Genomic DNA, 13,534 nt, shown 5'->3' on the forward strand with positions numbered 1-13,534 from the left:
GGTGCCGCGCCGGATGATGGGGCCAGCGGTCATCCGCCGCGCGGGCCCGTGCCGCCCGGCGGCAGAATCACCGAGCCCGTGCGCGCGAAATGTTGGAACCAGCGGCGGGATTCGCGTTTCCAGACCGCCGCTTGGCCGGGGCCCCAAAGCCCCGCCTTCGGCACAGCCGTCCCCGCCAGCCAGCCCGCCACGGTGGCGTGGATCTTCTCCGCCCTGGCGCTCCATGTGTAGTTCTGGCTATCCGCCGCCGCCCCGGCGCGCAACCGCGCGGCCAGGGGCTCGTTTTCGGTCAGCGCCTTCAGCCCGGCCACCAGCTCGTCCAGGGAATCCGGCCGCACCAGTAGGGCGGTCTCGTCGTTTTTCAGCACTTCCGTCACATCGGGCGTATCGCCCGCCAGAATGGCGCGGCCGGAACCGAGATAGAAAAACAGTTTCAACGGCAGCACGGTGGAGCCGAATTTCGCCAGCGGCTGCAAGGAGGGCGGGATCAGCAGCACATCGGCGGCGTAGATATATTGCCCAAGCGTCGCTTCTGTCTGCCAGGGCACGATGATGATGTTGGGCACCTTGCGTGCCAGCGTCTCCACCGGCCCTTCGCCATAGGACCCCACGAACAGGAAGGTCAGTTGCGGCAGTTGCCTCGCCGCTTCGATCACCAGCTCCAGCCCTTTTTTGTGGTTCACCCGCCCGGTATAGATCACCGTCTTGGCCTCTGGCGCCACGCCGATCAGTTTCTTGGCGTCGGCCAGCGCCATTGGCGCCTGGAAGCGCCGGGGCTCGAAGCCGTTATGGATGCAGCGCAGTTTTTCCGCCGGCACCCCCAGCTCGATATATTTGTGCCGCGTATATTCGGAATGGCAAATGCTGCCGAGGAAACGCGGATGCGTGAACAGCTTGTAGAGCCAGCGCTGCAGGGGCGGAATCTGATCCGGCCAAGGGCGGTAATGGTCGAACACCACCCGTTGCCCGCATAAAATCGACATCCACGCCACCCAGAGATTGCGCGTATAGACGAGGTCCGCCTGATGAAAAGGCCGGCGCAGCCCGATGGTGAGCCCGCACATGAAATGCCGCAGCACGGCGGGTTTGAGCGGCGCGAAGGCCCGCAGGATGGGCATATTGGCCAGCCCCGCCGCCACATGACGGTTGCGCCGCGAAACTGGCGCATGCAGCCAGCTCGCCTGTAGATGCGCCCCCAGATAGCGCGCGGTGGTGACGAACACTTCCGCGTCCGCCTCGGCGTTGGGCAGGGGGTTCTCGAAGGCGAAAAGGATTTTCATACGCGTCCCGGCAAATCAGCAATGGCCGGGTGACCGGCGGCGCAAACTAGGCGCAAGGGTGGTGCGGGATCAATAACCCCCCGAGACCTTCCGTTGCAAACCGGTGCAGGCGGACACAAAACCTTGTCGTAAGCCCATGGGCACGATGCATTTCGGGAGTTCCGCATGACTGGCCGCCGCCCCTTGCTCATCGCCGCCGCGGCATCCTTGATCGCGCCCGCGGCCCTGGCGGGTCCGGCGCCCGAAACCATGGGGCTCTGGCCCGGTTCGCCGCCAGGCGGCGGCGGGCCGCTCGGGCCCGAACATGTGAGCCAGGACGGCGCGGTCAGTCGGGTGGCGCGGCCCTGCATGCATATCCACCGGCCGGACAGGCCCAACGGCGCGGCGGTGCTGGTGGCGGCTGGGGGTGGCTACCGCCGGATCGAGATGGGCAAGGAGGCGCACCCCGCCGCCCTTTGGCTGACCGCCCGGGGGATTACCGCGTTCATGCTGGTCTATCGCCTGCCGGGAGAAGGCTGGGTGGACGGCCCGATGGCGCCCTTGCAGGATGCGCAACGCGCCATCCGCCTGATCCGCGCCAGGGCGGCCAGCCATGGGTTGAACCCCGCGCGTGTCGGCGCGCTGGGTTTCTCGGCGGGCGGGCATCTGATGGGGCTGGCGGCCGCCTGGTCGGATTTCCGGACTTATGCCCCGGTGGATTCGGTGGATTTTCTTTCCGCCAGACCGGATGACGCGGCCTTGATCTACCCCATCGTCACGCTGGAGCCGCCTTATCAGCACAGCGCCGCGCGGGTCGCGCTGGTGGGGCATCATCCTTCCCCGCAGGCCAGCGCCGAATGGTCGGTGCAAACCCACGTCCGCCATGGCTGCCCGCCAATATTCCTGGCGCAGGCGAAGGACGACCCCATCTCCAATCCCGCCAACGCGGTGATCATGGATCAGGCCTGCCTGCGCGCGGATGTGCCGGTCGAATTCCATCAATTGCCGACTGGCGGGCATGGTTTTGGCATGGGCAGGCCCGGCGGCCCCACGGGCGCGTGGCCGGGCTGGTATCGCGCCTGGCTGGCCCGGCACGACATGGCGGTGAGCTGACGGCTGCAATCGCAATTGCGATACATTCTCATTTATGCTATCGAGTGGCGCTCCAGACGGAAGGATCCGCCATGTATCTCTGTATTTGCAATGCCTTGACCGACCGCAGATTGAAGGATGCGATCATCGAGGGCCGCACCGCCAAGCCGGCGGACGTGTATGAGGCTTGCGGTTGCCGCGCCAAATGCGGAGAATGCGTGAAAATGGTGAAGGCCATGATCCAGGAACTGGCGCCGGACCCGGCGGCCGAGACGGGCTGAAGCCGCAGACCGGTATCATTTCAGCGGCTTTGTCCAGGCCCTGTCCGTCATTTTTCCATCGTTATAGCAATAAGGAAAATATTTATGCTGCGCGATCCCAAGGTCATCGAACATCTGAATACCCAGCTCACCAATGAACTGACCGCCATCAACCAATATTTTCTACACGCGCGGACATTGCGCCATTGGGGGGTGACCAAGCTCGGCAAGCATGAATATGAGGAATCCATCGAGGAGATGCGCCATGCCGACGAGCTGATCGAGCGCATCCTGTTCCTGGACGGCCTTCCGAACGTGCAGAGATTGAACCAGATCCATGTCGGTGAAACGGTGGAGGAGATCCTGAAATCGGACCTCGCGCTGGAAGAAAAAGCCATGGCCGATCTGCGCGAGGGCATCGCCTATTGCGAAACCGTGCGGGACTATGTCTCGCGCGATCTTTTGCGCCGCATCCTCGATAATGAGGAGGAGCATGTGGATTTCCTTGAGCGCCAGTTCGACCTGATCGGCAAGATCGGTATCGAGCGCTATATCCAGCTCAACGCCGCCCCGGCCCCCGAGCAGGGCTGAGCCTTCCCGTATCGGTAAAAAAAGGGGCGTCCACCTGTTGGTGAACGCCCCAACGGCAATGAGAGTCAGGTGCATGAGAGACGGGTCTCGCGCTCATGCCACGCTCTAAGCCCAGTTAACGCGATCCCCGGAAACAGCGCGCGGCAAGGCGCCTTTCCGGTCATGCCGCCATCAGGATGTCCAATCGCGATGGGAGCCATGGCGTGAGACTAGCAGATCCGGCTCCATAGTCAATGAGAATAATTCTTAATTGCATAACCGCCGCCGCAACGAGGATTGCGCGCGCCAGATCCCAACCTTGCGGCGCCGCGATGGCGCGCCGCGCCCCTCGCCTGTAGGGATTGACCGGCTTGGAGCAGGATAAAGGAGAGCGGAAGCATCATGCGGGATGTATGCATCATCGGTGGTGGCATTGTCGGGCTGGCGACGGCCCATGCGCTCATGCGGGCCCGGCCCGGGATCGGCATCACGGTGCTGGAGCAGGAGCGCCAACCCGGTCTGCATCAGACCGGGCATAATAGCGGCGTCATTCATTCAGGCATCTATTACGCGCCAGGCAGCCTGAAAGCCCGGCTCTGCCGCGAGGGCGCGCAAGCCACCAAGGATTTCTGCGCGGAGAACGCAATTCCCGTGGAGGTCTGCGGCAAGCATCTGGTCGCCACCAACGCCCTGGAAGCCAACCGGATGGAGGCGCTGGAACAGCGCGCCCGCGAAAATGGCATCGCCTATGAACGGATCGACGCGGCTGAGCTGCGCCGGCGCGAACCCGCCATTTCCGGTGTCGGCGCCTTGTTCATACCGGCCACCGGAATTGTGGATTATCAGCTCATCTGTCAGGTGCTGGCCCGCCAGATCGAGCAATCGGGCGGCGACGTGGTCTATGGCGCGCGGGTCGACAGAATCGAGGAAACCCCCGCCCAGGTGAATATCCATGCCGCCGGGCGGGTGCATGCGGCACGGCATATGGTGGCGTGCGCGGGGTTGCAGTCAGACCGCATCGCCGCGCTTGGCGGGCTCGCGCCGGATTTCCAGATCGTGCCTTTCCGGGGTGAATATTACCGCTTGCCCGCCAACCGGAAAGATTTGGTGAAAACCCTTATTTATCCGGTTCCCGACCCGGATTTGCCGTTTCTGGGCATTCATCTCACCCGCATGATCGATGGCGGCATCACGGTCGGCCCTAACGCGGTGCTGGGATTCGCGCGGGAGAAATACCCGAAATTCTCCATCTCCTTCCAGGATGTGAGGGAGATGCTGGGGTTTCCGGGATTCTGGAGGGTGATTCGCGCCAATCTGCGCTCAGGCCTCACCGAGATGCGTAACTCGGTGCAAAAACGCGGATATCTGGAAATGTGCCGGAAATATTGTCCGGACCTCACACTGGCGGATCTCCGTCCGCAGGAGGCGGGCATCCGTGCCCAGGCCGTCCTGCGCGACGGCACCTTGGTGCATGATTTCCTGATCAAGAAAACCGCGCGTTCGGTTTATGTGTGCAACGCCCCGTCTCCGGCGGCCACCTCGGCCTTGCCGATCGGCCGCATGATCGCGGAGGAGCTGGCTCAACTCACCGGTTGAGGGGCCCGGTCTCGCCGCCGGCTGCCCGGCGGCGCGAGGCTTGCCCGCATATCAGCCGGCGTCGCCGTTCCCATGGCCGGTGCTGTTCGCATATTGTCCCGCTCCCGGCGCGGTGGTGAAGCTGGCGGGCTGACGGGCCGTTTCGGCGAGGCGGCCATGCACGGCTTGGTTCTGCCGCGGGTGGGCGATGCGGACCAGATGCACGGGCCGGGCGCTCGACCCCATGGCGCCGGAGCGGGCCTGGGCCGCCAACGGGGTCAGGCTCAGGGCCAGGGCGGCGGCGGAAGCGAATAGTGTGAAACGGTTCATGTTGACTGCGTCCTTATATGATTGGCGGGGCTGAAGGGCCTCGCTTACGCAGGTTTAGATGTACGTCCATATTTCTTATTCAATGCATTTATGGACGATCGTCCGTAGTCCAGGAATGCAGGCCGCGCATGGGGTGGAAGCCGCGAGGACCAAACAGGATCTCATGCTAAACCAAGATTTTCCTTGCCTTTTAATGCGTACGAACGTACTTTATGATACGAAATCGTTTATGGAATTGTAGCCGTCATCATGCCGAGACCATCCAACCGTGAAAAAATTCTCGTCGAGGGCCTCAGGGTCGTTCATGAGAAGGGGTTTGTCGGCGCGTCGGTGCGGGACATCGCCCAGGCGGCGCAGGTGCCGCTGGGCTCCTTCACCAATCATTTCCCATCCAAGGAAGCATTCGGGCTGGAAATCCTGGAGCGCTATTACGAGCATAACCAGGAGATCATTTCCCGGACCCTGCATGACCATTCGATGACGGTGCGCCAGCGGATCAGCGCGTATTTCGATCATTTGATCGAGGGGCTCGCATGCCACAAAATGCGCGGCGGCTGTCTGGTCGGGAATTTTTGCGCCGAGGTGGCGGACCAGTCCGAGGTGCTGCGCCTGCGCTTGGCGAAAATTTTCTGGGATATACGCGCCGCCTTCATCGAGGTGCTGAAGGAAGGGGTCGCCTCGGGCGAGTTGCGCGCGGATATGGATTGCGAGGCGACGGCGGGGTTCATCTATGCCTCCCTGCAAGGCGCCATTCTGATCGCCAAGGTGGTGCGCACGGCGGGGCCGATTGAGAATTGCCGCAACCATGTCATGCGGAACGTGCTGAATTAGCTTGGCCTCCGGTCTGGCCAGTTGGCGCCACAAATGCCGGAAATCGCCACGCCGCGCCAAAATTCCGGTTTCGGAGGGGGCGGATTTTCTCTATTGCTCGCCCATGCTCACCGACAAAGACAATCTCCTGCGCCGGCTCCACGCGCTGCGCAGCGAGCACCGGGATCTCGATACCGTCATTACCCGCATCAGCGAACATGGCCCGGTGGACCAGTTGCATCTACAGCGGCTGAAAAAGCGCAAGCTGGGGTTGAAGGATGAGATCGCGCGGCTGGAAAGCCGCTTGATTCCGGACCGCACGGCATGAGCATCCCCTTGGTCGGCATTATCATGGGCAGCCGGTCGGACTGGCCCGTGATGGAGCATGCGGCGCTCATGCTGGAAAAGCTGGGTGTGCCGTTCGAGGCGAAAGTGGTCTCCGCCCATCGCACGCCGGAGCGGCTGTTCCAATACGCCAAATCCGCCGAGGGGCGGGGCATCAAAATCATCATCGCGGGGGCTGGCGGGGCGGCGCATCTGCCGGGCATGGCGGCGTCCATGACCAATTTGCCGGTGCTGGGCGTGCCGGTGGCCGTCACGGCGTTGAACGGGCAGGATTCGCTGCTCTCCATCGTGCAGATGCCGGGCGGCATCCCCGTGGGCACGCTCGCCATTGGCAAGCCGGGCGCCGTCAATGCGGGGATTCTGGCCGCCTCCATCCTGGCTTTGTCCGATCCCGCCTTACGTGACCGCGTGGCCGCCTTGCGGGCCGAGCAAACCGCCAGCGTGCCGGAGGAGCCGGTATGATGCTGCATCCTGGCGCCGTGATCGGCATGGTCGGCGGGGGGCAGCTTGGGCGTATGTCCGCCATGGCGGCCGCGCGGCTCGGCTATCTCGTGCATGTGTTCTCGCCCGAGACGGACGGCCCCGCCGCCCAGGTGGCGGCGCGCAACACCGTGGCGGCCTATGACGATCTCAGCGCGTTGCGCGCCTTCGCGGACGCGGTGGATGTCGTCACCTTCGAGTTCGAAAATCTTCCCGCCGCCTCTCTGGAATTGCTGGAAAGATGCAAGCCGGTGCGCCCGGGGGCCAAGATCTTGTCCATCAGCCAGGATCGCACGCTGGAAAAACGGTTCCTCAACGATGCCGGCATCGCCACCGCCCCATGGGCGAAGGTGGAAAGCCTGGCGGAGCTGGAGGCGGCGGTGGCGCGCATCGGCCTGCCCGCCGTGCTGAAAACCACCCGCCTTGGCTATGATGGCAAGGGGCAAGCCATGCTGCGCGCGCCGGAGGATCTGGCCCCCGCGTTTGAGCGCCTGTCTCCCAAGCCCCTGGTGTTGGAAGGGTTCGTGGATTTCGGGATGGAAGTCTCGGTGATGGTGGCGCGCGGGCTGAATGGCGAGGTGGTGGCTTTCGACACGGTCGAGAACCGCCATAAGCACCATATATTGGACCTCACCATCGCCCCGGCCCCCTTGGGGCCGGACCCGCTGGCGCGGGCGCAATCCATCGCCCGCCTGGTGGCGGAGCGTCTGGAACTGGTGGGGCTCATGGGGGTGGAGATGTTTGTCACCGCCAAGGGGGATCTGGTGGTGAACGAGATCGCGCCGCGCCCGCATAATTCCGGGCACTGGACCATGGATGCCTGTCCCTGCGGCCAGTTCGAGATGCATATACGCGCGGTTGCCGGCTTGCCCTTGCCGCCCGCCCTGCGCCATTCCGACGCGGTGATGAAAAATTTGATCGGCCCGGACGATATGGCGCTTTGGCCGCAAATCCTGGCGACCCCGGGGTTGATCCCGCATCATTACGGCAAGGCGCAGGCCCGCCCGGGGCGTAAGATGGGCCATTTCAACCGGCTTTTCCCCAAAGGCGCCTTGCCTGGGGAGCTGGGCATCGCCGATGCGTTGGCGCTGACGCCAAAAAGCTGATCTGTCAGGCTCCGCTTTGGCCCGGCTTTAAAAATCCGCGCCGCGCCGCTGGCGCTTGACGGCTCCCCGGCGGCTCTTGGCGTCCAGGCGCCGGGTTTGCGAGGCCTTGGTCGGCTTGGTCGCGCGGCGGGGCTTTGGCGCTGTCGCGGCCTCGCGGATCAGGGCGAAGAGCTTCTCGCGCGCCGTCTCGCGGTTGCGCAATTGGGAGCGGTGCTCTTCCGACTCGATGAGAATCAGCCCGCCCTGGGTCAGCCTGTTCCCCGCCAGCCGGGCAAGCCGGTTTTTCACGGGGGCGGGTAGGGTGCTATTGGCCGCGAGATTGAAGCGCAGCTGCACCGCGGTGGAAACCTTGTTGACATTCTGCCCGCCGGGGCCGGAGGCGGGCGTAAAAAATTCCTCCAGATCGGAATCATCGATCTGGAGGGTCCTGGTAACCGGTATCAGCATCGGAGCCTCCTCGATCAGGGCTCCGGCAATGGGTTCAGGCGGCTTTCGCCTCTTTCTTGGCCATCGCGCGCTCCAGGCGGCGCTTCAGAACCAAACCCTCGCCGGTCAGCTTGGCGTCGGTATGAGAGAGCAGATAGGCGTCCAGACCGCCATTATGCTCGATCGTGCGGATCGCACGGGTGGAAAGACGCAGCCGGACCGTGCCCAGCGTATCGGAGAGCAGCGAGGTGACCTGCAGGTTGGGCAGGAACCGGCGGCGGCTCTTATTATTGGCGTGGCTGACGTTATTGCCAGCTTGCACGGTCTTTCCGGTCAGGTCGCAACGGCGGGCCATGTCACTCTATCCTCAAACAAGCGTCAAATCGGGCATGATTTGGCGAATTCAAACAAACGCAAAGCGGGCTGGCAGGGGCCAGCCCGGAATTTCGGGCGGCTTATGGCCGAGCGGCCGGAAAAGGTCAAGACGGCCGGCGCGGGAGAGCCAGCGAATTTATGCTTGACCCGCATGATCCTTGCCGGAGGCGGCATGCATCTCACCGGTTTCGATGCTCTTGATGGCGTTTTGCAGAATCTGCACCACCACCGCGTCCGGCAAGGAGCGTGAGAGCAGTCCCATCGCGCCGCCCAGCAGGGCCGAGGCGATCGCTAGGTCGGACAGCTCCTGCCCGCTCATGTACTCGATCGCCTTATCCACCACCGAGCCCGCATGGCTCAGCTCGCGTTCGGGGGGGGATTGTCTGTCTGTCATCATATCAGTCCAAAAGTTCGCCATCTCTTATCTGGTGTGACGGCGCGCGGCTACCAGTCCGCTGTCTATTCGGCGGCGTTCTCGGCGGTTTTTCGCGCGGGCGTGGCATTTCCATCATCGGATGGGCCGTTTTCCTGCTCCATCGTCGCCTGGGCGGCCCACATGGCGGCATAAACCCCATCCTCGGCCAGCAAGGTGGCGTGGGTGCCACGCTCCACCACCACGCCCTCGCGCAATACCAGGATCTCGTCCGAATCGGTCACGGTGGAGAGCCGGTGGGCGATCACCAATGTCGTGCGGTGCTGCGCCACGGAACGCAAGGCGGCTGAAATGCCCTGTTCGGTGGCCGTATCCAGCGCGCTGGTCGCCTCGTCCAGAATCAGAATGCGCGGGTTTTTCAGAATGGTGCGGGCAATGGCGACGCGCTGCTTCTCGCCGCCGGAGAGCTTCAGCCCCCGTTCGCCCACCTTGGTGGCGTAGCCCTGCGGCAGTGAGACGATGAAATCATGGATCTGCGCCAGCCGCGCGGCATGCTCGACCTCGTCCTTGCCCGCGCCTGGGCGGCCATAGGCGATATTGTAAAAGATGCTGTCATTGAACAGCACCGTATCCTGCGGCACGACGCCGATGGCGGCGCGCAGATCATGCTGGCGGTAATCGCGCACATCGTGCCCATCCACCAGCACCTGGCCGCCGGTCGCGTCGTAGAAGCGGAACAGCAGACGGGAGATGGTGGATTTGCCTGACCCGGTGGGACCGACAATGGCGACCTTGCGTCCCGGCGCGGCGCTGAAGCTGATCCCCTTCAGGATCTGCCGGTCGGGATTATAGGCAAATCGCACATCCTCGAAGCGGATTGAGGCCGGCAGGCCCTGGGCGGCGAGATGCCGGGCGCCTGGCTTGTCCCGCACTTCCTGGTTGACGCGCAGCAGCGAGAACATCTGCTCCATGTCCACCAGCCCCTGGTTGAGGGTCAGATAGGTGAAGCCCAGGAAGTTCAGCGGCACATAAAGCTGCATGAGATAGGTGTTCACCAGCACGAAGCTGCCGATGCTCATATTATGATGGATCACGCCATTGGCGGCCATGATCATCATGGCCCCCAGCGCCAGCGAGATGATGATCGCCTGGCCGATATTCAGCGCGTTCAGCGACACCTGGGACTGCACGGAGGCCTTTTCGAACCGCGCGAGGCTTTCGTCGAACCGCCGGGATTCATGCGCCTCGTTGCCAAAATACTTCACCGTCTCGAAATTCAGCAGGCTGTCGATCGCCTTGGTCTGCGCCTCGTTGTCCGTCTCGTTCATCGTGCGGCGGAATTTCGTCCGCCAGGCGGTGAAGCTGAAGGTGAAGACGATATAGAGCCCGATGGCGGTGAAGGTGATCAGCGCATACCAGACATTGAACAGATGCCAGAGCATGAAGGTGGTCAGCAGCAGCTCGATGATCGTCGGCACCAGATTGAAGGTGGCCAGCCGCAGCACGGACTGAATGCCCAGCGTGCCGCGCAGGATGATGTTGGAGAGCCCGCCCGTCTGCCGGTCCAGATGAAAGCGCATGGACAGCGCATGCAGATGCTCGAAGGTCTTGCGCGCCACCACGCGCGAGGCGCGCATCTGCACGCCCGCGAACAAGGCGTCGCGCAATTCGCCGAACGCGGCGGCGGCGACGCGCACCGCCACATAACCGCCGATCAGCGCCATGGGCAGCGCCAGCGGGCCGGCCGCATGGCTGAGGCTGTCCACCAGATGCCCATAGACCACCGGCACATACACCGTGCCCACCTTGGCCAGCACCATGGCGAGGCAGGCCAGCACCAGCTTCACCCGCAGGCGGGTTTCGCCCTTCGGCCAAAGATAGGGAAAAAGGGATAAAATGGTCCCCAAGGACCCCTTGGCGGTTTTGGCGGTCGCATTTGGGGCCAGATGGGGGTTGGCACGGGCGGCGGATCGGGTCATGAGCCAGCACATGGCATCTGATGCTCGAATTGCAAAGCTTCTCGCGGATATTGAATTCTGCCACTCAGCCATGCTGCCGGGGGAGAGGTTGCCTCTCTTCGCAGGGCCGGATCGCTTCGGCTATGTGCGCCCGGCGCTGGCGGAGCGGTTGCGCGCGTTGGCCCCCGACATTGAAATTTCATCCGCCGGGGTGCGCATGCCCCGGGCCCTGCTGCCCCGGCTGAACGAGCTGGCCGCCGCCCTGGGCATTCCCACCCGCGCCGAGGATTTCGACGTGCGGGCCACGCCGGAGGGGGAGGTGCTGGGCGTGCTGGACCGTGGCGCCCTGCCCAGCTTTGGCGTCATCGGCGTCGGGGTGCATCTCAACGGGCTGGTCTCCAGGCCGGAGGGGCCGCATCTCTGGGTCGCCAAGCGCGCTGCCAACAAGAAGCTGGATCCGGGCAAGCTGGATCATCTGGTGGCGGGTGGCGTGCCGGCGGGTCACACCCCTTTCGCGGCCTTGCTGAAAGAGGCGGGAGAAGAAGCCGGGCTGGCGGCGGATCAGGCGCGCCAAGCGCGGGAGGTGGCGCGTTTCCGCTACGATATGGACCGCCCGGAAGGGCTGCGGCGCGATCTGATCCATGCCTACGACCTCGAACTGCCGGAAACATTCATCCCCCGGCCGATGGATGGCGAGGTGGAGGCGTTTGCCCTCTGGCCCTTGCGGCAGGTGAAGGATGCGCTGCTGGACAGCGATATGTTCAAATTCAATGTGGTGCTGGTGCTGGCGGATCTGCTGCTGCGCCGGGGGCTGTTCGCGCCGGATGAGGCGGCTTTGTTAAAAACCGCCTTGTACCGATGAAAAATTAAAGGGTTATTCATCTCCATGCTGAAACTTCGGTGCTGTCGGCGCGGGAGTTTTCAGCATGGAGATACAGTTGATTTACGATGGTTCGGCCGCGGCCGCGCCGCGGGGCTTCACCACGGCGCTCGATTATGCGGCGCGGCAGGTCGATCAGCTCATCGCCGACAATATCACGGTCAGCATCGATGTCGCCTGGGATGGCACGGGGCAGATTCTGGGCCAAGCCACGCCCTATCTGAGCACGGCGGGGCTTTATGCTTACGCGGATGTGGCGGCGGCCCTGCGTGGCCATGCCCAGACCGCCGCACAGCAGGCGGCGGCGGATGCCCTGCCCGCCACGGACCCGACCGGCGGCCAGGGGCTCTATCTGACCATGGCCCAGGCCCAGGCGCTGGGCCTGCCGGATTCGGCGCTGGCCGCCGCCAATGGCGGGGTGGATGGGTTGGTGGCGTTCGGCACGGGCGGTGCGGTGTTGAACTTCACCACCGCCGCCGTCGCCGGAGAGGTGGATTTCATCGGCACCGCCGAGCATGAGCTGACCCATGCGCTGGGGCGGGTGGATTTCAACGACGGATCCGATTTCACCATCATGGATCTATATGCCTATGCCAGTACCGGCACGTTGCAATCCACGCCTTATGCGCCGGCCTATTTTTCAACGGATGGCGGTGCCACCTCCCTCGCCGAATTCGACGATACGAGCGACATCAGCGATTGGGAGGACGCGCCTCAATACCGGACGGATGCCTTCGGTGCCTATGCCTATCCCGGTTATGCCCCGACCATTTCGGCGGTGGATGAAACGCTGATGAGCGTGCTGGGGTTCGACATCGCCTGCTTTTGCCCCGGTACGATGATCCTGACACCGCAGGGCGAGGTGCCGGTGGACTGTCTCGCCATCGGCGATCAGGTGATGACCAGGCAAGGCCCGGCACCGGTCAAATGGATCGGCCGGAGCGCCTATGAAGGACGGTTTCTGGGGCATGATCCGCTGATGTTGCCCGTGACCTTTCTGCCCGGCGCGCTGGGGGAGGGGCAGCCATGCCGGGCAATGTCGGTGTCCCCCGGGCATGGTGTTTTCCTGCATGGCGTGCTGGTGCCGGCTTGGCGGCTGGTGAACCAGGTGAACGTGCTGCAAGCGCCTTGCCAGGGCAGGGTGGATTATCTGCATATCGAGCTGGACCGGCACGATCTGCTGGTTTCGGATGGGTGCTGGAGCGAGAGCTATCTGAACGAGACACCGCGCGGCTGGTTTCAGAACGCGGCGGATTATGCGGCGCTGTATCCGGGGGAGGAGACGCCGCATGCCCCCTGCCTGCCGCGCCTTGAGGACGGTTTGGCGCTGGAGGCGTTGCGCCATTGGGTGAACGGGCGCGCCGGGGTGGATCTCGTGGCGGAACCGGCGGGGCGGATGCGTGGCGCGGTGGATGTGGCGGGGCCGGATATATGCGCCGGTTGGGCGCAATGCCCCGACACGCCCGACAGGCCGGTGATTTTGCTGGTCATGGCGGGCGGGGAAATTTTGGCCCGGGTGGCGGCCAATGGTTACCGGCCGGATTTGCGCCGGGCCGGAATTGGCAAGGGCTGTCACGGATTCGCGGTCTCATTGCCCGCCAGCCAAGGGGGCGCCAGGGGCGCGATCACCGTCCGCCGCGCCTGCGACGGCGCGTTGCTAGGCGGTGTGGAACGGGAGCGGAAACTGGCCTGATC

General features: G+C 63.9%; 16 protein-coding genes. 10 read left to right on the plus strand and 6 right to left on the minus strand.

Going from position 1 to position 13,534, the window contains the following annotated elements; genetic code table 11:
- Positions 1–29: 29 nt before the first annotated feature.
- The gene (locus tag AB7D48_RS06765) at positions 30–1,280 is read right to left on the minus strand and encodes a glycosyltransferase (protein WP_427976858.1); all 1,251 of its coding nucleotides are present in this window, start codon (positions 1,278–1,280) and stop codon (positions 30–32) included.
- Between the two features lie 165 nt (positions 1,281–1,445).
- Between AB7D48_RS06765 and AB7D48_RS06770 the strand changes: the two genes are divergently transcribed.
- The 4 genes from AB7D48_RS06770 to lhgO all read left to right on the plus strand — a co-directional run bounded on the left by AB7D48_RS06770 (position 1,446) and on the right by lhgO (position 4,777).
- Positions 1,446–2,372, plus strand: a complete 927-nt coding sequence (locus AB7D48_RS06770) for an alpha/beta hydrolase (RefSeq protein ID WP_427976861.1) — start codon at positions 1,446–1,448, stop codon at positions 2,370–2,372.
- Positions 2,373–2,443: 71 nt separating this feature from the next.
- On the plus strand, positions 2,444–2,632 hold the full coding sequence (locus tag AB7D48_RS06775) for a (2Fe-2S)-binding protein (RefSeq protein WP_427976864.1): 189 nt from the start codon (positions 2,444–2,446) through the stop codon (positions 2,630–2,632).
- Positions 2,633–2,716: 84 nt separating this feature from the next.
- Positions 2,717–3,202, plus strand: coding sequence for a bacterioferritin (gene bfr / locus AB7D48_RS06780; protein WP_427976866.1), 486 nt, complete (start codon positions 2,717–2,719; stop codon positions 3,200–3,202).
- 381 nt (positions 3,203–3,583) lie between these two features.
- The gene (lhgO, locus tag AB7D48_RS06785; protein WP_427976869.1) at positions 3,584–4,777 is read left to right on the plus strand and encodes an L-2-hydroxyglutarate oxidase; all 1,194 of its coding nucleotides are present in this window, start codon (positions 3,584–3,586) and stop codon (positions 4,775–4,777) included.
- A gap of 51 nt (positions 4,778–4,828) precedes the next feature.
- Here lhgO and AB7D48_RS06790 read toward each other — a convergent pair whose 3' ends face one another.
- Positions 4,829–5,086 carry a hypothetical protein gene (locus tag AB7D48_RS06790; RefSeq protein ID WP_427976872.1) on the minus strand — a complete coding sequence of 86 codons (258 nt, stop codon included), beginning with the start codon at positions 5,084–5,086 and terminating at the stop codon, positions 4,829–4,831.
- A 249-nt stretch (positions 5,087–5,335) separates the two neighbouring features.
- Between AB7D48_RS06790 and AB7D48_RS06795 the strand changes: the two genes are divergently transcribed.
- The 4 genes from AB7D48_RS06795 to AB7D48_RS06810 all read left to right on the plus strand — a co-directional run bounded on the left by AB7D48_RS06795 (position 5,336) and on the right by AB7D48_RS06810 (position 7,827).
- Entirely contained in the window at positions 5,336–5,917 is a 582-nt protein-coding gene (locus AB7D48_RS06795; protein WP_427976874.1) for a TetR family transcriptional regulator C-terminal domain-containing protein, read from the plus strand.
- A 103-nt stretch (positions 5,918–6,020) separates the two neighbouring features.
- Positions 6,021–6,224, plus strand: coding sequence for a YdcH family protein (locus AB7D48_RS06800; protein ID WP_427976876.1), 204 nt, complete (start codon positions 6,021–6,023; stop codon positions 6,222–6,224).
- Positions 6,221–6,703: a 5-(carboxyamino)imidazole ribonucleotide mutase gene (purE, locus tag AB7D48_RS06805; protein ID WP_427976878.1), complete on the plus strand. Its 483-nt coding sequence runs from the start codon at positions 6,221–6,223 to the stop codon at positions 6,701–6,703. The genes AB7D48_RS06800 and purE overlap by 4 nt, the downstream gene beginning before the upstream one ends.
- Positions 6,703–7,827, plus strand: a complete 1,125-nt coding sequence (locus tag AB7D48_RS06810; protein ID WP_427977091.1) for a 5-(carboxyamino)imidazole ribonucleotide synthase — start codon at positions 6,703–6,705, stop codon at positions 7,825–7,827. Before purE ends, AB7D48_RS06810 begins: the two co-directional genes overlap by 1 nt.
- 27 nt (positions 7,828–7,854) lie before the next feature.
- Here the strand turns inward: AB7D48_RS06810 and arfB are convergent, their stop codons facing one another.
- The 4 genes from arfB to AB7D48_RS06830 all read right to left on the minus strand — a co-directional run bounded on the left by arfB (position 7,855) and on the right by AB7D48_RS06830 (position 10,980).
- On the minus strand, positions 7,855–8,274 hold the full coding sequence (gene arfB, locus AB7D48_RS06815; protein ID WP_427976880.1) for an alternative ribosome rescue aminoacyl-tRNA hydrolase ArfB: 420 nt from the start codon (positions 8,272–8,274) through the stop codon (positions 7,855–7,857).
- 34 nt (positions 8,275–8,308) lie between these two features.
- Positions 8,309–8,608 carry a 50S ribosomal protein L28 gene (gene rpmB, locus AB7D48_RS06820; protein WP_427976882.1) on the minus strand — a complete coding sequence of 100 codons (300 nt, stop codon included), beginning with the start codon at positions 8,606–8,608 and terminating at the stop codon, positions 8,309–8,311.
- Positions 8,609–8,764: 156 nt separating this feature from the next.
- Positions 8,765–9,025, minus strand: a complete 261-nt coding sequence (locus tag AB7D48_RS06825; protein WP_427976884.1) for a hypothetical protein — start codon at positions 9,023–9,025, stop codon at positions 8,765–8,767.
- Positions 9,026–9,087: 62 nt separating this feature from the next.
- Positions 9,088–10,980, minus strand: coding sequence for an ABCB family ABC transporter ATP-binding protein/permease (locus AB7D48_RS06830; RefSeq protein ID WP_427976887.1), 1,893 nt, complete (start codon positions 10,978–10,980; stop codon positions 9,088–9,090).
- 10 nt (positions 10,981–10,990) lie between these two features.
- Here AB7D48_RS06830 and AB7D48_RS06835 point away from each other — a divergent pair, with 10 nt between their 5' ends.
- Both AB7D48_RS06835 and AB7D48_RS06840 read left to right on the plus strand, forming a co-directional pair.
- The gene (locus AB7D48_RS06835) at positions 10,991–11,821 is read left to right on the plus strand and encodes an NUDIX hydrolase (protein ID WP_427976889.1); all 831 of its coding nucleotides are present in this window, start codon (positions 10,991–10,993) and stop codon (positions 11,819–11,821) included.
- Between the two features lie 64 nt (positions 11,822–11,885).
- On the plus strand, positions 11,886–13,532 hold the full coding sequence (locus AB7D48_RS06840) for an NF038122 family metalloprotease (RefSeq protein ID WP_427976891.1): 1,647 nt from the start codon (positions 11,886–11,888) through the stop codon (positions 13,530–13,532).
- Positions 13,533–13,534: the final 2 nt, after the last annotated feature.

Source organism: Acidocella sp., from assembly GCF_050253495.1.
In the GTDB taxonomy this organism is placed as follows: Bacteria; Pseudomonadota; Alphaproteobacteria; order Acetobacterales; family Acetobacteraceae; genus Acidocella.